The organism is Hyphomicrobium sp. CS1GBMeth3, assembly GCF_900117455.1.
Classification (GTDB): Bacteria; Pseudomonadota; Alphaproteobacteria; order Rhizobiales; family Hyphomicrobiaceae; genus Hyphomicrobium_C.
Map to the genome: position 1 here is coordinate 1,237,933 of NZ_FPHO01000002.1, position 17,471 is coordinate 1,255,403.

At 63.8% G+C, this 17,471-nt stretch carries 13 protein-coding genes; 3 read left to right on the forward strand and 10 right to left on the reverse strand.

The features are described from left to right. Window positions 1–1,593: an ArnT family glycosyltransferase gene (locus tag CS1GBM3_RS06040; RefSeq protein ID WP_171946430.1), complete on the forward strand. Its 1,593-nt coding sequence runs from the start codon at window positions 1–3 to the stop codon at window positions 1,591–1,593. A 601-nt stretch (window positions 1,594–2,194) separates the two neighbouring features. On the opposite strand, the gene CS1GBM3_RS06045 is transcribed toward CS1GBM3_RS06040, so the two are convergent. The 9 genes from CS1GBM3_RS06045 to CS1GBM3_RS06085 all read right to left on the reverse strand — a co-directional run bounded on the left by CS1GBM3_RS06045 (window position 2,195) and on the right by CS1GBM3_RS06085 (window position 14,301). After that, entirely contained in the window at window positions 2,195–3,169 is a 975-nt protein-coding gene (locus CS1GBM3_RS06045) for a Csu type fimbrial protein (protein ID WP_072392702.1), read from the reverse strand. Further along, a complete protein-coding gene (locus CS1GBM3_RS06050) occupies window positions 3,166–5,448 on the reverse strand; it encodes a fimbria/pilus outer membrane usher protein (RefSeq protein ID WP_171946431.1) in 2,283 nt (760 codons plus the stop codon). Before CS1GBM3_RS06050 ends, CS1GBM3_RS06045 begins: the two co-directional genes overlap by 4 nt. Before the next feature lie 82 nt (window positions 5,449–5,530). After that, on the reverse strand, window positions 5,531–6,259 hold the full coding sequence (locus CS1GBM3_RS06055) for a fimbrial biogenesis chaperone (RefSeq protein WP_083567146.1): 729 nt from the start codon (window positions 6,257–6,259) through the stop codon (window positions 5,531–5,533). A 146-nt stretch (window positions 6,260–6,405) separates the two neighbouring features. After that, window positions 6,406–6,906: a Csu type fimbrial protein gene (locus tag CS1GBM3_RS06060; RefSeq protein ID WP_072392708.1), complete on the reverse strand. Its 501-nt coding sequence runs from the start codon at window positions 6,904–6,906 to the stop codon at window positions 6,406–6,408. 382 nt (window positions 6,907–7,288) lie between these two features. Continuing rightward, on the reverse strand, window positions 7,289–7,576 hold the full coding sequence (locus tag CS1GBM3_RS06065; protein ID WP_072392711.1) for a hypothetical protein: 288 nt from the start codon (window positions 7,574–7,576) through the stop codon (window positions 7,289–7,291). A 115-nt stretch (window positions 7,577–7,691) separates the two neighbouring features. Continuing rightward, complete coding sequence (locus tag CS1GBM3_RS06070) at window positions 7,692–8,876, reverse strand: type III PLP-dependent enzyme domain-containing protein (protein ID WP_072392714.1); 1,185 nt, start codon at window positions 8,874–8,876, stop codon at window positions 7,692–7,694. A gap of 229 nt (window positions 8,877–9,105) precedes the next feature. Then, window positions 9,106–11,418 carry a Tex family protein gene (locus CS1GBM3_RS06075; protein WP_072392717.1) on the reverse strand — a complete coding sequence of 771 codons (2,313 nt, stop codon included), beginning with the start codon at window positions 11,416–11,418 and terminating at the stop codon, window positions 9,106–9,108. Between the two features lie 16 nt (window positions 11,419–11,434). After that, window positions 11,435–12,691 (reverse strand): DNA recombination protein RmuC, encoded by a 1,257-nt coding sequence (gene rmuC / locus CS1GBM3_RS06080; protein ID WP_083567149.1) that lies wholly within the window; start codon window positions 12,689–12,691, stop codon window positions 11,435–11,437. Between the two features lie 53 nt (window positions 12,692–12,744). Further along, window positions 12,745–14,301, reverse strand: coding sequence for a DUF4384 domain-containing protein (locus CS1GBM3_RS06085; RefSeq protein WP_171946432.1), 1,557 nt, complete (start codon window positions 14,299–14,301; stop codon window positions 12,745–12,747). 274 nt (window positions 14,302–14,575) lie between these two features. Here CS1GBM3_RS06085 and CS1GBM3_RS06090 point away from each other — a divergent pair, with 274 nt between their 5' ends. Both CS1GBM3_RS06090 and CS1GBM3_RS06095 read left to right on the forward strand, forming a co-directional pair. Then, the gene (locus tag CS1GBM3_RS06090) at window positions 14,576–16,240 is read left to right on the forward strand and encodes a thiamine pyrophosphate-dependent enzyme (RefSeq protein WP_072392723.1); all 1,665 of its coding nucleotides are present in this window, start codon (window positions 14,576–14,578) and stop codon (window positions 16,238–16,240) included. A gap of 183 nt (window positions 16,241–16,423) precedes the next feature. Then, a complete protein-coding gene (locus CS1GBM3_RS06095; protein WP_072392726.1) occupies window positions 16,424–16,624 on the forward strand; it encodes a hypothetical protein in 201 nt (66 codons plus the stop codon). Between the two features lie 31 nt (window positions 16,625–16,655). On the opposite strand, the gene CS1GBM3_RS06100 is transcribed toward CS1GBM3_RS06095, so the two are convergent. After that, window positions 16,656–17,447 (reverse strand): RMD1 family protein, encoded by a 792-nt coding sequence (locus CS1GBM3_RS06100; protein WP_072392729.1) that lies wholly within the window; start codon window positions 17,445–17,447, stop codon window positions 16,656–16,658. Window positions 17,448–17,471 lie beyond the last annotated feature (24 nt).

Consider the following 17,471-nt stretch of genomic DNA (forward strand, 5'->3'; position numbering starts at 1 on the left):
TTGAACTCAGATCGCCGGAATTTGGATCGATTGGGCCTCGCCGGGCTTGCGGTTCTGGGTACGCTCGTTGTGATCGCCATCATGTTCCTGCCCGCGTTTCCCATCGACGAGACGCGCTATCTTACCGTTGCGTGGGAGATGAGACAGGCAGGTAACTGGAGCCTGCCCACCCTCAATTTCGAGCCCTATTCGCACAAGCCACCTCTCCTGTTCTGGCTGATCAATGCTAGCTGGTCGGTATTCGGCTTGGCGGTCTGGCCGGCGCGCCTTGTCGGCGCCGCGGCGACCGGACTTGTGATTTTTTTCACACATCGCCTTGATCGGCTGCTGGCACCTGCACCAGCGCCTGGCCCTGCAGCAAGTGCCCTCATGCTCTTGGGACTTCCGCTATTCCTTGCGCTCGGTCTCTCGATCATGTTCGACATGCTGCTTACCGCGACGGTCTCTGGCGCGATGCTCGCGCTTTGGTTCGCGGGACGATCGGGGGGATGGAAAGCATTCGTGGCATATGGCGTTGCTGTTGGTCTCGGGCTGCTCGCGAAGGGGCCGGTAGTGTTGCTGTTCACCGTACCAGCGGCGGTACTTGCGCGATTGTGGGTCGATCCGCAGCAGCGAGCCGGTTGGCCTTTACGCATTGCTGCATCACTTGGGATCGGTGTGCTGCTCGGCTTGGTATGGGCACTCCGCGCCGCTTCCATCGGTGGACCGGAATTTGCCGAGATGCTATTTTGGCAACAGTCGGCAGGGCGCATCGCATCGTCTTTTGCCCATGCCCGCCCGTTCTGGTTCTATGTGCCGGTCGTCCTGTTGTTCTTCCTTCCACTGCTTGTTTGGCGACCGGCGTGGTTAGGCCTTCGCATGAGCTTTAAGATAGGCGGGAGCGCCCGCAATTTCCTGCTGAGTTGGATTGTCCCGGCGCTTCTGGGACTAAGCTTGATCAGCGGCAAACAGATTCACTACCTGCTGCCTCTATTGCCCGCCATAGCCTTACTGGTGTCGCTTGGTCTGAGGCGCGTTGCGCCAACCAACGCGGACCGTTTCACATGGCTGGCTCTCGGGACTGCGCTTCTCATGCTCCTCGCTGCGCTCGCGATGGATTGCGGAAGGTTCTTGCCAGCGGATAGTGGCTTCGCAAGCATCGCTGCACAACTCGATTTGCCTTTGGTGTTCCTCACCGGTGTTCTGGCAATCGGGGCGATTGCGATCTCCCGTGGCTCGACACACCGCATGCTTCTCGGGCTGGCAGCCGCAAATGTCATCGTGCTGGCGAGTTTGACGATCCAATCCCGCGTCATCGTTGCCAAGTCGTTCGATTTGCAGCCGCTGGCGGACGTCGTGCTCACGCTGCGCGATCGGCCAATTGCTGTCGCTCAGAGAACGCGCGGCGAACTCGGCTTCCTTGCCCGTCTCGAGCGCTCTCTTGTGTATGTTCCTGAAGAGGACCTGCCCTCGTGGCTGTCACAGCATCCCGATGGCGTCGCCATCGTCCGGGAGCGAGCCGATCGAGCAAACGCGATGTTGACCAAAGGCACACTACTCTACCGCCAAGACTATCGCCTATCAGAAGTGATCCAGGTCATATCGGCTAGGTAGACGGACCACTTAGATCCTTTGGACGGTATCCGTCTCACACGAGACCGCAATTTGATTGGCACGCCTGTCGGTCGACGTCCGCTCTCTAAGGCAGAAACGCCATGCCGTTGGTGTCAAACTCCGCCTTGCGATAGCGGTCCCGCTACTGCCGCCACGAGTTCGCGCCGTGCGCGGTAGTGTCCCCGGACGTGATGTAACTTTCTGAGAGCTGCGGATAGACGGCCTATTGGGCGCACACCAAGACCGACGAGCTTGACCCGCTCGTTCAAGGTCCGGCTTCGGTCTTCGAGACGATAGCTAACTTGTAAGTGAAACAACCCCGCTCACGGCCATCGCCGATTGTCGCCCTACCTGTACTTGTTTGGGCCGTAGATTTCCCCTCAGACGCCCACGTCCCGCCCACTCATTGGGCAGCGGTCCATACACACTAGCGGCGGTTTGACTAGCGGTCCGAGGACTAACATTTGGACTAACATTGAGCCGTCATTGAACTTCGTTTCTGCTATAAACACTTGAAATGTAGCGTATATATTTCCTCCGCCGGGTGGGAGTACCGCCCACCATGATTTTCCCGACTGCAATTCTCGCGCCCCAGCGCGCCTCAGTACGTGACGGTCACGACGACGGTGTCGGTGTAGGTGCCGGGGCTCGGCGTCTGCTGAGCGGGCACGCGCCCGTAGACGGTAAAGCTCTGAGCGAGCCCCGTTCCGACACCCGCGGCGGTATTCGATCCGATCGTTTCTCCCCATGGCAACGTCCGTACGGTGTTGCGATAGAGTCCGTATGTTACGGTCTCGCCACCCTTCGACATTTTGCGCTGTGTCGGATCAACGGCGCCCGTGAGCCCTCCGTTCAGTGAAATCGAATAGGGTGTGGTTGCGGAGCAAGTCACGAAAAGTGTGTTGGTTGCGTCAACCGCCGTTTGCAGGACGCCGGTGGCGCCGAAATCAAGCATCGTAGCGGTCACGCCACAATGGGGATCGATCGTGACACTGACCGTGAACGGCATGGTGAGGCTCGGGCTGGCGAGCGTGGCACAGCTTGGCGCAAGAAGCGGCAGCGACAGTAGATAGCCGGCGTAGGTGATCGCCGTCTCGGATCCCGCGAAGCTAGAGGTGTAGGTGCCCGGCGGCAGCGTCTGCTGACCGGCTGGGATTTGCGCGTAGATGGTGCGCGACGCACTGCCTTGGCCGAGGATGACCAGCGTGATGTCGGTGGCCGGCGCGGTGAGCGCCCACAGTCGAGAGCCCCAGACCGTGGTGTGGCTTGGGTCTGTGAACAGGTTGTACTGGAGCTGGTTGGCTCCGTTTGTCATGTAGCGCGGATCTCCGGTTGCGCTTCCTCCGCCCGTGCCGGCATTGATGTTCGGACAGGTTCTGACGGCGGAGGCGATTGCCGTGCATGTAATGGAATAGGTCCCTGTTGCCGGGAACGACGTGTTCGCCGTCACATCGATATTCCCGAAATCGATGTTGGTGATGCCCCCGTTGCAGGTCTGAGCCCAAGCCCCACCGGAGGTGAGGGCAAGAAACGCGATCGTGACGGCCGGAAGCGTCCTCAATCCACGGCGGCTCATTGGCAGATCACCGGGTCGATGCGGACTTGCTTGCCCGTTTCCTCGACGTAGGCAAAGGTGGCCCGGCACGTGCCGCTCCCGCTCTCTATGACGACGGTGTTCGTATCCGAGAGATTGCTGACGAAGGCCTGTCCGTCATAGCCGACCACGAACTCGTCGCCTTTCCCCTCCAAGCGGCCAGCAGACCCTGCTGACAGGAATTTTCCGTCGGGCGTTCTCAGCACCACAAGCGCGGCCCTTGCAGAGCCCTCGACATTGAAATCGACGGCAATTCCGTTGCGGTCGGCCGGCGTGACCTTGATCTCGGCTTCCGGTAGCTGCGCATCGACCGGCAGATTCAACGGATCGATCGAGATCTTGGTTGTCTCATACGACCTCAGGCCCGTCACCAAGGCACGTCCCGACGAGTCCGTTGTCGCGACGCGACGGTTTTCGTGAAATACATCGACGTTCGGTGCGCCAACATCGACCACGGCAAAGGCGTCATCGATGCGGTGCGTCATGAAGATGCCGCCGCCCGACGCCACGATCGCACCATCAACCTCGGCCGTACCGGTTACGCTCTCACCGTAGTGCAGCACCCGCCCCTGCACGTCGGCATAGGTGCCGCGATAGGCCCCCGCCGCCAAGTGCTGGGGCGAGGCGCCTTCTATGACACGGGCTTGCCATCCGAAGCTGCCCGGCTCCAGGCCGCGCGGCTTCGAATATTCGACGCCGTATCCCATGCCGCCGCGATCGTGGGATACGCTCGACGTCAAGGATCCATTCTGGCCGAGTGGCATCGATATACCGATGTAGGCGCCGGCGTGGTCGGAGCTGGCGAGATCCTTGAACGCGGTTGCGAGCAGCGTCGTGTTGTTGATGAGGGCGCAGGAAAATGCCGCGGCCACGATGTATTGCGGTTCGTCCCCGGCGCGCTCCAGGTGGGTGGCGTTCAGGCTGATCTGCGAGCGCGAGAAACCAAGCGGGAAGCCGAGCGACACCTGATCGAGCACCTCGGGTGGACGGATACTCGTCAAGTCCAAGATGACATCGTCGGGACGGAACTCCTCGCTTTCGGCTGCGGCGGTCACCCAGCCGAGATCGGTATAGGTACCGAATGTCCGCTGGGTGCTAACACGGCCCGTGAAGGCCACACTCTCGAACTCGAGCGCGGCGAAGATCTGCGATCCGAGCTCGCTCTCGTAGGTGCTGAAGCTCGCGGCGCCGGATGCGCGAAGCCATGGGGTCAGCTGCACGACATGGCCCAGCCCGACGTTGAGAAGGCTCGGCGTTACCTCCGCGTGCGCTTCGAGCGTGAGGGTATCCGTCCACCCGTAGCGGACCGTGGCAGCGCCCATCGGAATGTCGGAATAGGCGTTCGACTCGATCCCGAACTGATGCCGCGCGGTTCCGACCTCGGCGGAAAACTCATAAAGCCCTGGCTTGAGAAGAAGTGACGACGCGTAGATCGGTGCCGTTGTCATGCTCTCGCGCCCTGCTGCGTCGCGCACGACGACCTGCGCCTGCCCGCCCGCGGACACGACCGGGATGTTGGCGATCTCGAAGGGGCCGGCCGGAACGTCACTGCTGTAGACCTGGGCGTTGTTCACATAAACGTCGACAGTGGACGGAACGACGGCGCTGCCGGAAACAGACGGGAGTGGCATGGTGATGATGTCAGGGCGCAAGCTGAAGTCGCGCTGGATCTGCAGCCCGGCCATACGGACGGGGCGCGTCCAAGGCAAAGCGCCGGATATCGTGTCCCCCAGGCGGTAGGCGAGCAGTCTCTCCGAGTCGTCGTAGTCCCACGCCGTCTCCAGGCGCACGAAGCCGTTGCCGAGCTCTTGCATATCGCGCGCGATGGCGGAGCTCCAAACAGTGCCGTAATCGCCAAAGACGCGCCCTTCGAACGCACCTGATACGCCGTTGTACGCGATGACCTGGCTGTCCAGGTTGCTCGACGCAGAGGTGAACAGGCTGTAGTTCAACGCCGCTCCGCGGCCCGTCTGCGCCGGCGCGTAACCGCGGCCATTGCTCGCGTCGATGCGGTTGAGCAGCAGCCCTTCCGGCACGATGGAAAAGTCGATCGTCTGTGTATCGGACGCGAAGGCGTAGGTCAGCGTATTCATTTCGTCCAAGACGACCAGGTCGTCCGGTCCGACCTCTGCTGCGGCCGAGATCCCGAGCTCTCGAAGCTCGCTTGCGCGCACGGCGATGCGCCCGTCGTCAAGCCTGACGAAGGCGCCGATCAGGTTCTTGGGCTCGCCGTTCACAAAGACCTCGAGCTGCAGCGGCATGCCGTGGATAGCCGCAGCAGCCGGTCGCGGGACGAGACTTGCGACGCACAGACCTGACGCAGAGACACACAGGACCGCGAACTCAATCGCGCGCCACAACCGTGCCTGTTGCCCTGATGGGTCCATTCTCTGTCAGCGCGGAAATTTCTATGCTGTCACCAAGGCGCCGCTTTCCGTAGCCGGAGATCGGCAGACTCACGCTCGATTGACCGAGGACGTAACCGACCAGGCCGTCCTGCTGCGCTATCAGGTGTCCGCCGAGATCCTTAAGCTGTAAGGCCGCCAGCCGAACCCGTTGCTCGCCTCTGTTGTGCACGACGCAGATCAGGGAATTGCCGATCTGCTCAATGCTCCATTCGAGGCTGTCGGATCTGGGCGTGCCCGGGCTAAAGAACACCGGGATGGAATGGCGGACGGCGAGCGTGACTGCATTGCTGCGCGCTCCCTTCCCGTCGGGAATCTCATCGACGAGAATGCGATAGCTTTCCTCGCCTTGAACGGGATCCTTCGATACGCGGACGATGCGAACGATCTGCGATTTTCCCGATGGCAGTGCGGCTATGGGCGGACTGGCCACCACGCTGTCTGTTTCCGTCAGGTGATCGCCGCCGCCACTTTGCGTCCAGCGGTAGACGCGCACCTGGACGGAGACGCCTTTGGCGCCCGGATTGTGCAGACGCAACGTCGAGGCTGCTCCCGGCGCGGGAATTTCGATGACGGTCGGCGAAACACGCATGGATGCCGCATTCGCCGCTTGCGTTGCAGCAAATGCATGACCCAACAGTACAATTGCAAATAGCGCTTTCATCATAGCGTCTCCTATGGTCTCTCCGGTGCCACAGGACGCTTCACTGGCCACACAGGCGCTTCGCCAGCGAAGCGGGCTGAAGAAACAACGCAGACACAATCAGGACGCACTCGCCAATATGGGCGAGCCGAAAAATCCCACGCGAACGCTTAGTATGTGACTTCTATCGTGACAGTATCGATGTACGTATCGGGCTCGGGTGTCGCCTGCGATATGACGCGGCCATAAATCGTAAGGGCCTGCGGAGACCCATTGCCGACGCCAGCGACCGTATCGACGCCGACGTTATCTCCCCAATTCACGGTCCGGGATGGATCCGAAAACATTTGATAGTCGACCGTATCGCTACCACCCGTCATTCTGCGCAACAGCGTTGAGGCACCCACGCCTGTGCCGGCGTCCAAACCGACGCTGTAGGGCGTCGAGTTGGTGCACTGGACTTCGAATGTGGTTGTTTGATCAATGTCGGCGCTCAGAACGCCGGTCGTTCCGAAATCGAGCGTGTTCGTCGCTGCAACAATGCACTCGCCCTGGATGATGATCTGGGCGTTGAAGTTGCCCGTCGCAGTTGCCGCCAGAGCCGCTCCGGCGCCCGCCATCGCAACAAGCGCAGATCCACCGAGACACTGAAATACAGTGCTTCTTTTCATTGGCGCCGAGACTCCAAAAAAAGGAAATCCCACAGGCACGCGATGGCCCAACGGCCACCAACAATTACAACTGAATCTGATGAATTATTATTAATGATTTATTACCGAACGATATTGGACTTTCAACCAATCCACCAGCTTCGCCCACAGCAAAAACGAAGTTCATCAAATTGAAAAACGCGGTTCACTCGCTTTGTTATTAGTTGCACAGAAAATCGCCAGCCCCTTATCCGTGAGCATAAAGATAGTGCGTATTCACCATTATGGACACGACATTGCGCGCGCAGCACTTTCTCATCGGCCGGCCTGGCCCCCGGAGGGTCGCTCTCTTAAGAAACCGAGGATCAACGCAAGCTTTCACGGCTTGAGCGCGCTCGATTGCTCAGGCCGCTCGCTCGGCAAGCCGCTTCAGAAGGCCGCCATCAGCCTTCTCACCTGACAGCTGGATATTCAGGGGCTGTTCGGCGCGCGCGCTTTCGTTCGGGCGCGGCAGCATGGTCTCGGCAATCAGCTTGCGCATCTCGTTGAGCTCGTACTCGACGGCCGCGATCGTCTCTTCGCTTTCCGCCTGCCCGGCGCGCGCCTTTCCGATCTCGGCGTTGAACGTCTCGAGCGCGCTCTGAATGACGTCGAAGGCCGCGTCCCGATCCAATGTCTGCACCCGGGCCATGGAGTTATCCCCCTAATCCACAGCCCTGTGGGTACGCGATTCCCTTCAATTCGCGCGGACAGCACACTGAGTTTTGCTCAGTTTTTCAGGTTGCAGAGTCCGCGTTTGAGCGAACTCAGCCCAGAAGGGCTTCCGGCGCGTCGGTCTCGCCGTAGAGAGTCATCATCGGCTCGTCGTCGAGGATGGCTTCCTCGTACTTGCCGTAGCCGTTGAAATCACCGGCGATGGCGCGCCCGTAAGCGCCGACGTTGCCGATCTCGAGGTAATCGCCCTCGCGGATGCAGCCCGGCAGCGGGAACGGCCCCTTCATGTGATCGATCGAGTCGCAAGTCGGCCCCCACAGCTCGTAAGGGATCAGCGTTTCGATCGCCGGTTCGCGGCCGATCAGGCGCGCAGGGTAGGTCCAGCCCAGGTGCGCGGCGTCGAAGAGTACGCCGTATCCGCCGTCGTTGATGAAGAGGTCGTTGCCGCGGCGCGCCTCGACGCGCACGATCAGGGTCTCGGCCTCGGCCACCAGAGCGCGGCCCGGCTCGCACATCAGGCGCACGTCTTCGCGTACGGGCAGGCGGTTCACGCCTTCCTCGATAGCCGCGAGAAAGCGCTGCAGCGGCGCCGGCTGCATGTTCGGGTAGATCGACGGAAAGCCGCCGCCCACGTCGATGCGGTCGACGACGACGCCGGCCTTGCCGATCAGGCCCTGCACCTCGGCCAGCGCGTTAACGTAGGCATCCGGCGTCATGGTCTGGGAGCCGACGTGAAACGTGATGCCGAGCTCGGCGGCGACGCGGCGGGTCTCGACCAGCAGATGCGCCGCCTTCTGGCCCGCCGTGCCGAACTTGCGCTCCAGCGGAATGCGGCTGTTGATGGCCGGTACGGCAACGCGCACGAAGAGCACGAGATCGCGCGCCGGCCCAGACGGACCAGCGGTCTCCTCGACAATCTTCCTGAGCTCATCCTCGGTATCGAGCGCGAAGCTGCGCACACCGTGCTCATGATAGGCGCGGCGGATGCTTTCCCGCGACTTCACGGGGTGCATGAAATGCAGTTCGGCGCCGGGAATTGTGGCCGCGTCCTCGATCTCGGGGATCGAGGCGACGTCGAAATGGCGGATGCCGGCGCCGTAAAGCGCGCCGATCAGGAAGACCGAGCTATTGGCCTTGTAGGCGTAGGCGACATCGCCGTTGAAATGCTCGATGAACCAGCGGGCGGCGCGGGCGGCGGCGTGCGGTCGGGTGCACACCACGGGCCGCTCCGGCTTGCGGGCGGCGACAAGCTCTGCCGCTGAGGCGTAACGCTCCATGTCTACGGACCTCCACCAACTCGGGTTGGACCAGAAGCGCCGTGCGAAGCGAGATCGCCGCCGTGCGTGGGCAGCATTTAGGGCCTATGGCCCTTCATGTAAAGACCTTTGGCGCCAGTGGAATTTGATGACGGTTCAGTGACACGATAATGACCGCCGCGCGGCGGAAAATCGCGCATCACTGATGATCGCCTTCGCTCCCGTCCATCCCTTGGAACGGCAGACGGCGTTATTTGCGTTCCTGGGCGCGGCGAAGCGCCGCCGCGAGCGCGCTTTCACCGGCGGTTTCCGCCGATTTCCGCGGTGGCGGCGCATAGCTGTTGCGGCTCTGCTGCGGCGCGCCACCCTGCGGGCGCTGGCCCGCGGGTGCGCTGCGGTCAATCGTCCCTGAGCGCATGGTGAGGCCGATGCGCTTCCGCTCAACGTCGACCTCCTTGACGCGGACGCGCACCACATCGCCGACCTTCACCACCTCGCGCGGGTCCTTCACGAAGCGGTCGGCGAGCTCCGAGATGTGCACAAGCCCGTCCTGGTGCACGCCGATATCGACGAAGGCGCCGAAGGCCGCGACGTTGGTCACCGTGCCTTCGAGTTGCATGCCCGGCTTCAGGTCCGTGATCTTCTCCACGCCGTCCGCGAAGGTTGCGGTCTTGAACTCGGGACGCGGGTCGCGTCCGGGCTTTTCCAACTCGGCCAGTATGTCGGTCACAGTCGGGATGCCGAAGGTCTCGTCGGCGTACTCGGCGGGCCGCAGCGCTTTCAGGAAAGCGCGGTCACCAATCATCTCCTTCAGCGGCCGCTTGGTCTTCTCGGAAATGCGCTCGACGACCGGATAGGCCTCCGGGTGCACGGCGGAGCCGTCGAGCGGATTGGCGCCGTTCATGATGCGCAGGAAGCCCGCCGCCTGCTCGAAGGCCTTGGGGCCGAGGCGCGGCACTTTCTTCAGCGCGGTGCGGGTCTTGAAGGCGCCGTTTTCGTTGCGGAAGGCGACGATGTTGGCGGCCAGCGTCTGGTTCAAGCCCGAAACACGCGACAAGAGCGGCGCAGAGGCCGTGTTCACGTCGACGCCGACGGAGTTCACGCAGTCCTCGACCACGGCATCGAGCGAGCGCGCGAGTCCGGTCTGGTCGACGTCGTGCTGATACTGGCCGACGCCGATGGCCTTGGGCTCGATCTTGACCAGCTCGGCCAGCGGGTCCTGCAGGCGGCGCGCGATGGAGACGGCACCGCGCAGCGAGACGTCGAGATCGGGGAACTCCTTCGCCGCCAGCTCGGATGCCGAATAGACCGAGGCGCCAGCTTCCGAAACCATCACCTTGGTCAGCTTGAGCTGCGGCATCTTCTGGATCAGCTCGGCGACGAGCTTGTCGGTCTCGCGGCTGCCGGTGCCGTTGCCGACGCTCGCGAGATCGACCTTATGCTTGGCGCAGAGTGCGGCCAGCGTCGCCAGCGAGCCCGCCCAGTCCCGCTTCGGCTCGTGCGGATAGATCGTCGTCGTCTCGACGAGCTTGCCGGTGGAATCGACGACGGCGACCTTGACGCCCGTGCGCAGGCCCGGATCGAGCCCCATGGTGACGCGCGGTCCGGCGGGCGCGGCCAACAGCAGATCCTTGAGGTTCGACGAGAAGACGGTGATGGCCTCCGCGTCGGCGCGCTCCTTGAGGCGCGTCAGGAGGTCGGAGGTGATGCTGGTCGCGAGGCGGGCTTTCCAAGCCAGACGCACGGTTTCGCCGAGCCATGCGTCGGCCGGGCGGCCCTTGTCGGCGATGTTGAACGCGGCGCGGATCTTGGCTTCCGCCGGATGCGGCTTGTCGGCGGCGTGCGCAACGTCGAGGTCGATATCGAGTACACCCTCGTTGACGCCGCGCAAGAGCGCCAGTGCGCGGTGGCTCGGCATATCCTTGATCTGCTGGCCGAAGTCGAAATAGTCGGAGAACTTGGCGCCCTCCGTCTCCTTGCCCTTCTTGACCTTCGAGGTGAGCGCACCCTCGCTCCATTCCCACTCGCGCAGGTTCTGGACGACGTCGGCGCGCTCAGAGATGCGCTCGATCAGGATGTGGCGCGCGCCGTCGAGTGCGGCTTTCTGATCTACGACGCCCTTGTCGGCGGCAATGAACTTCTCAGCTTCCGCCGCGGGATCGAGTGCCGGGTTGGAGAGTAGCGCGTCGGCCAGCGGCTCGAGGCCTGCTTCGCGCGCGATCTGCGCCTTCGTGCGCCGCTTGGGCTTGTAGGGAGCGTAAAGGTCTTCCAGCTCGACCTTGGTGCCGGCTGCGTTGAAGGCGCGCTCTAGTTCGGGCGTCAGCTTGTCCTGCTCCCGCACGCTCTTCAGGATCGACGCTCGGCGGTCCTCCAGCTCGCGCAGGTAGACTAGGCGCTCCGACAGCGTGCGCAGCTGCGTGTCGTCGAGGCCGCCCGTCTTCTCCTTGCGGTAGCGGGCGATGAACGGAACCGTCGCGCCCTCGTCGAGAAGGGCCACCGCAGACGCCACCTGAGAGGCGCCCACGCGCAATTCGTCTGCGATACGCTGATTGATCTTATCCATGAGAGTGCCTTTAGGACTAGGACGCGCGGACGGTCAACTGGGCCGCGGGCGCGGAAGATGCGCCGGATTCGTCTTCGAGGTCGAGTGCCGTCAGGCGCTCTCCACGACCGCTGATACGCGCGGCCGACGCCGAGACCTTCTCCAATGCCTTGTTGGACAGGCCAAAATGCCGCTCGAGGTCGGAGACACGCTCGACAAGCCGTGCGACATCGGCGAGCAGAAGCCCCACCTCGCGCTGAATGAGACCGGCTTGATCGCGCATTTTTGCATCTTTTATGACAGCTTGAACGGTCTGCACGGCGAGCATCAGGATGTTCGGAGCGACGATCACCACGCGGGCACGGTGCGCACGTTGCACGAGGTCGGCAAAATGCTCGTGCAGGTCGCCGTAGACCGACTCCGAGGGGACGAACATCAGCGCCGTATCCTGCGTCTCGCCGGGAAGCAGATATTTCTCCGCGATCTCGTCGATATGACGGCCGACAGCGGTGCGGATGGCATCGCGGGCAGCTTTCACCTCGTCTGGCGCACGGGCGATGCGTAACGCCTCGAAGCCTTCCAGCGGAAACTTGGAGTCGATGACCAGAGCCGCCGGCGTGTTCGGCAGGCGGATGATGCAGTCCGGGCGTTTGCCGTTGGAGAGCGTGGCCTGGAACTCATACGTCCCCGAAGGCAGCGCGTCGCGGATGATGGCTTCCATGCGCACTTGGCCGAACGCGCCGCGGGCCTGCTTGTTGGCGAGGACGCCCGAGAGCGATGTCACCTCCGACGACAGGTCGGCGAGGCTCTGCTTGGCTTCAGCGATGACGGCGAGGCGCTCGTTCAAGTTGGAGAGGCTCTCGGAGGTGCGCCGGCCGGCCTCGGCGAGATTGTCGCCCATGTGGCGTGCCAGCGTATCGACGCGCTCGGTCAAGCGCTGCACGGTGTCGCTGTTCTGGCGCTGTGTGTCAGCGAGACTGTCGCTCAAGCGGCGGCTGACGCCGTCGAGCGCTAGGCCGAGACGCGAGGCGACCTGCTCCACCCGCTCGTCGAGAGCGCGCGATTCTTCCACCTGGCGGCGCGCCGTCATCTCGCTCATGGCGGTCAGGCGGCCTTTGATCTGGGCGAACTCGGCCGCCGCGAGCGCGCTCTGCTGGCTGCGGCGAAGGGCCATCCACACCACGAGTGCCAGCGCGACCGCGCCGCCGATCGTAATAAGCGGGTCCACGGTATTGGCCATCTCGCGCAGCGCAGCGAGCCACTCGGCCAGGCGATCCGGAGTCGTTTCGATCATGCGTCATGCGTATCCGATTCGGCTGCCGAAATTTCGGCGCAGCAGATAGCGCGCTAGCCGCCGCCCGGCTCGATGACGACGGTGATCGCAGCGCGGCCCTCCAGCGAAACCGGATCCGCGGCGCCGACGGGCGGAGGACCGCTCTCGGGTGTCGAGCGTCCACGCCGCTGGCGGCGCGCGGTCTGTCTCTCCTGCCGCTCGAGAATTTTCTTCTCGCGCTCTGGGATTGTGCGCAGGAACGTGCGCCAGTCGCCGAGAATGGCGAAGCGTTCGCGTTCGTAGTCGTAGGCGATGCCGGCGGGGCGGCGGGATTTGCGCTGACAGACGGCGACGATCTGCTCCTCGCCGCTACGGTCGAAGCGAAATTGATAACCAGCCTCGCGTCCGGGCACGCTGACGGTTACCGACGGCGCGACGAGGTTGTCGGGCTCGAGCTCGTTCGGAAAGAGCACCACGGCCTTGCCCTCGCGGTCGACGTCGATCAGCGTCAGGTGGCACGCCTTGCTGACGGAAGCGTGGATCGTCACGAGGTCGCGCGGGCGATAGGCCGGTTTGTCCGTCCAGAGCACGACGTCGATCTCGGCATCCGAAACATCCCCACCTCGCTCGGACGAGCCGGGCGGGGCTTCTCCGTCCAGTGCGGGTGCCAAGCGGTCCCATGCAGAGCGGATAATCGCCCCATGCATCAGCCGCCGCGCCGGTAGCAGGAATTCGCCACCGACCGCAGCCAGTGTTGTGCGCAGCGCTTCTTGCGTAACGCCGCGCTCCGCCGCCGCTCGTCGCAGGGTCACGTCACGGGTCCAGTTGCGTGCGAGCCTTTCGACGGCGCGCTGGCTTGCCGCATCGAACTTGACGTCGAAGGCTGGGTCCACACTGCCTGCCGTGTCCTTCGGGCGCGCGAGAACATGGGCCGCAAGCCAGTCGGCGGGGATAGCTGCGGGGCCTCCTGCCAAGCGAGGTGCATTCGCCGTCAATCGCTCCCACTCTGCCGGCAGGAGCGCCACATCGCTCAGGCGCACCACGAGGACGGCGCTTTGCGGTCGCAGCGCGTCGACCGGGGCCGGCTCGCGGCGGCGCGCTAGAGCCGCCAGCAAGATCGAGACTGCCTCGCGCGCTTGGGCGAGGCGCTCCGGCATCTGGCAGGCATTCCAGAGGGGGGCGAGCGACAGCACGCGTGCATCGGCGGATTCGCTTGCCGGCCTCGTCGCTGCCCACGCTTTTGCGAGAGCGTCTGGTTCCGCAGAAGCGATGACGGTGCGACCGCGGCAGCCAAGGTCCGGATCGGGCAGGCTCTCGATCCAATCGCGGACGGTTCCGACTTCGGCCGGTGTCGGCGCCTTTGCCTCGCCGGCCGCGATGGCCTGATCGCGCACGAGGTGCTGATACGCGCGCGACGCGTCTGGCCGGCGAGGCACAATGAGGCGGGTATCCTCGGCCAGCGCTTCGAGGTCGATACGGTCGCCGCTCGCGTGTGCGTTGCGGCACTCGGCGCAATGGGCTTCGAGCACGTCCCGCGCGCGCTCGGGCAGGGGCGCAGGCTCTGCGTGCGCGGGCGCCGTCAGCGCGCTCCCCAGCGCGGCCAGCAGTGCCAGCCTCTTCACACCCCGCACGCTTTTCGCTGCTCCCATACGGCCCGCCGTCTGTTGCGGTCGAGCTTAACGCCTGGTCGGCGCGTCGCTAGCTGCGGATCGGCAACAGCAGCGGTCTGATAATGCGCACGAGTTGCCGTTCCCACTGGGCTTCCTTTGCCTTAACCACGTGTTTCGGCATCCCGTGTGCTTTAGGCGGTCGCCAGCTGGTGGGACGTAGCCTCGGCGGTCGGCGTGCCCTATTTGTGAAGCATGGCCGCGCGCGGCCCCCTGCAACGGATTTCTCTCGCTTCCCATGTCACACGGCGGCAAGCTCCTGATCGACCAACTCGCGGCGCACGGCGTCAGTCATGTGTTCGAGGTTCCGGGCGAGAGCTTCCTCGCGGCGCTCGACGGTCTCTACGATGAGCCGCAGATCCGCACCGTCGTTTGCCGTCACGAGGGTGGGGCCGCGATGATGGCGGAAGCGACCGGCAAGCTCACCGGGCGGCCGGGCATCGCCTTCGTGACGCGCGGCCCCGGCGTCGTCAACGCGATTGCCGGCATCTACGTGGCGCAGCAGGACGCGACGCCGATGATCCTGTTCGTCGGCCTGCCGACGACGCCACTCGAGGAGCGGGCGCCGTTTCAGGAAATCGACATCGATGCTCTCTTCTCGGGCATGGCCAAGTGGACGGCCATCATCCGTCAGGTGGACCGCATCCCCGAATATGTCGGGCGCGCGTTCCGCGTTGCCGTCTCAGGACGCCCCGGCCCGGTCGTCATCGGGCTGCCGGAGAACGTGCTTGCGGCGCGCACCTCCGCGCCGGTGCTATCGCCGGCCGTACTGACGGGAGCTGCCCCCTCCCCGCGCGACATGAGCGATCTTGCGCAGCGCCTCAGCGCGTCGGAGCGGCCGCTGCTGATCGTCGGTGGCCCGGGATGGAGCCCGTTGGTGCAGCGGGCCGTGGAGGATTTCGCGGGCGCATTCGACGTGCCGATGGCCGCCTCTTTCCGCTGCCAGGACTACGTCGACAATCGTCATCCGAGCTACGTCGGACATCTCGGCTTCGTCACCGACCGCAAGCTCAAGGCGGGCTTGAAAGCCGCCGATCTCGTCATCGCGCTCGGCGCAGAGGTGACGGATATCGCCACCGACTCCTATGCTCTGCTCGGCGGTCCGGAGCAGACCTTCGTGCAGGCTCATCCCGATCCCAGCGCGATCCTTGGCTATCGCGACGCGACGCTCTCGATCGCCGCTTCGTCCGGGGCCTTCGCGGAGGCGCTTGCCGATTTCGCACCCAACCTCAGGGGAGCAGCGGAGCGGCCCTGGCGGCGCTATCGGAGGGACCTGCGCGCCGCCTACGAAGCGAGCCTCATACCTCGCGAAACGCCCGGAGCGGTGCGGCTCGCCGATGTGGTGCGCACGGTGTCGGAGCTGCTGCCGGAGAACGGCGTCGTGACCAATGGCGCCGGCAACTACTCGCAATGGGTGCACCGCTACTTCGAGTTCAAGGGTTACCATACCGGGCTGGCCCCAACGTCCGGCTCGATGGGCTATGGGCTGCCGGCTGCGATCGCGGCCAAGCTCGCGCGTCCGGACGCGCCGGTCGTTTGCTTCGCCGGCGACGGCTGCTTTGCCATGACGTCCAACGAGCTTGGGACGGCCGTGCAGTATGGTTTGCCGATCGTGATCCTGGTCGCGAGCAATGGCATGTATGGCACCATCCGGATGCATCAGGAGCGCCATTTTCCCGGACGGCCGAACGGGACGAGCCTCGTCAATCCGGATTTTGCGGCGCTCGCTAAAGCGCATGGTGCAAAAGGCGTCACCGTCACGCGCGGCGCAGATTTCGAACGCGTGTTCCGTGAGGCGCTGGCCGCGGACGGACCGTTCCTTATCGACCTCGCGCTCGATCCAGAAGCCATCACGCCGCTGGAAACGCTCTCGGGTATCCGGAACAAGGCCGGCACCAAGTAGGAAGGCGAGAAGACAGCAGGCAACCGACGCGGTGAGCTGGAGGAGACAGGGACTGAGCAGGCTCTGACGCTCATCAAAAGATGGGCCGCTTTCATCGCTTCCCGTTGATGGCAATCAAACGGTGCATCGGTCGAAGTCGTATCGTTCGAGCCATCCGACGCAGCCGCTTTCACAGGAGCGAACATGTTCAAGATCGCCGCGCTCGTATGGATTATGCTTGCAACGACCCTCGCCGGCATCGCGTTGCTTGTCGTCGTCACCGTTCCGTCGCTTGCCAATGAGGCCCGGTTTCTCATCCCCGTGGCATGCGGCGGAGCCGTTGTCGCCGCCATGCCGCTGTCCTACATCATCGCGCGCCAGATTTCGGACGCGAGATCAGTTTAGAGTTGGGATCTGATCACCGACCGCGACAGGCTCACTTCCAGAACCGGTCGTAGAGGCCGAGTACGACCTCAACCAGGATCAGGATGATGATGTACCATTCGAGGCGATGGCTCGTACGCGTCGCGACGAGGCCGGTCAGCGTCTCCGACGTTTCGCGGATCACGTCCAGCTTGCGAGCAATGGCGCGGCTGCGGACGGTCAGGTCATACTCGTCGACAAGACGGGTCCAGAGCCGCTCAAGCTCCGGGTGATCCCAGAGCACGTCCGGTTTCTCCTCGAGGTCGACCCGGCTCGCGAGGCGTCCCTGGATAGCGAGAGCGTCGCCGATCTGGTTCAGCAGTTCCCGCTGTGTCTGGGCCGGGAGGCGGCCTTCCTTCAAGCGCGCGGTCAGCGGCTCTATACGATCAAAGGCGCGCGCGATGCGCCGCTCGTCATAGGCCATAGCGACACTCGTGGCCATGGCCTCGGACACGAGCAGCAAGCGGTTCTGATCGATGCCGCGCAGGAACAGCGTGCCCGCGGGGCCCGACAGGTCGTCGGCATCGGCCTTGACCACGAGGCGGGCGGTCTCGCTCTCGCTTTCGCGCTCGTGCTCGACCAGAGGGTCGACGATACGACCGCCAAGGCTGTCGATCAGCGCATCCTCGGCAACGGGAGTAAGACCCACGAAGACCGCCGTGCCGCTCTTGAACAGGACGACCATTCCGCCGTCCGAAGTGCGAAACGCGAGCGGGATGGTCGAGACCGTGTCCTCCCGCTCAAGCCCCTTGAGATCGATGCGCTCGCCGAGTTGTATGGCGCGCGCGGTTAAAGGCTTCTCCATCTCGATCTCGGTCCTGCAGGCGGG

Coding starts and splice junctions, on each gene's coding strand:
- CS1GBM3_RS06100 (WP_072392729.1), bottom strand. CDS start 17,447: ATGGAGAAGCCTTTAACCGCGCGCGCCATACAACTCGGCGAGCGCATC.
- CS1GBM3_RS06095 (WP_072392726.1), top strand. CDS start 16,424: ATGTTCAAGATCGCCGCGCTCGTATGGATTATGCTTGCAACGACCCTC.
- CS1GBM3_RS06090 (WP_072392723.1), top strand. CDS start 14,576: ATGTCACACGGCGGCAAGCTCCTGATCGACCAACTCGCGGCGCACGGC.
- CS1GBM3_RS06075 (WP_072392717.1), bottom strand. CDS start 11,418: ATGGATAAGATCAATCAGCGTATCGCAGACGAATTGCGCGTGGGCGCC.
- CS1GBM3_RS06055 (WP_083567146.1), bottom strand. CDS start 6,259: ATGATGAAAGCGCTATTTGCAATTGTACTGTTGGGTCATGCATTTGCT.
- rmuC (WP_083567149.1), bottom strand. CDS start 12,691: ATGATCGAAACGACTCCGGATCGCCTGGCCGAGTGGCTCGCTGCGCTG.
- CS1GBM3_RS06050 (WP_171946431.1), bottom strand. CDS start 5,448: ATGCCGCTGCAGCTCGAGGTCTTTGTGAACGGCGAGCCCAAGAACCTG.
- CS1GBM3_RS06065 (WP_072392711.1), bottom strand. CDS start 7,576: ATGGCCCGGGTGCAGACATTGGATCGGGACGCGGCCTTCGACGTCATT.
- CS1GBM3_RS06060 (WP_072392708.1), bottom strand. CDS start 6,906: ATGAAAAGAAGCACTGTATTTCAGTGTCTCGGTGGATCTGCGCTTGTT.
- CS1GBM3_RS06070 (WP_072392714.1), bottom strand. CDS start 8,876: ATGGAGCGTTACGCCTCAGCGGCAGAGCTTGTCGCCGCCCGCAAGCCG.
- CS1GBM3_RS06045 (WP_072392702.1), bottom strand. CDS start 3,169: ATGAGCCGCCGTGGATTGAGGACGCTTCCGGCCGTCACGATCGCGTTT.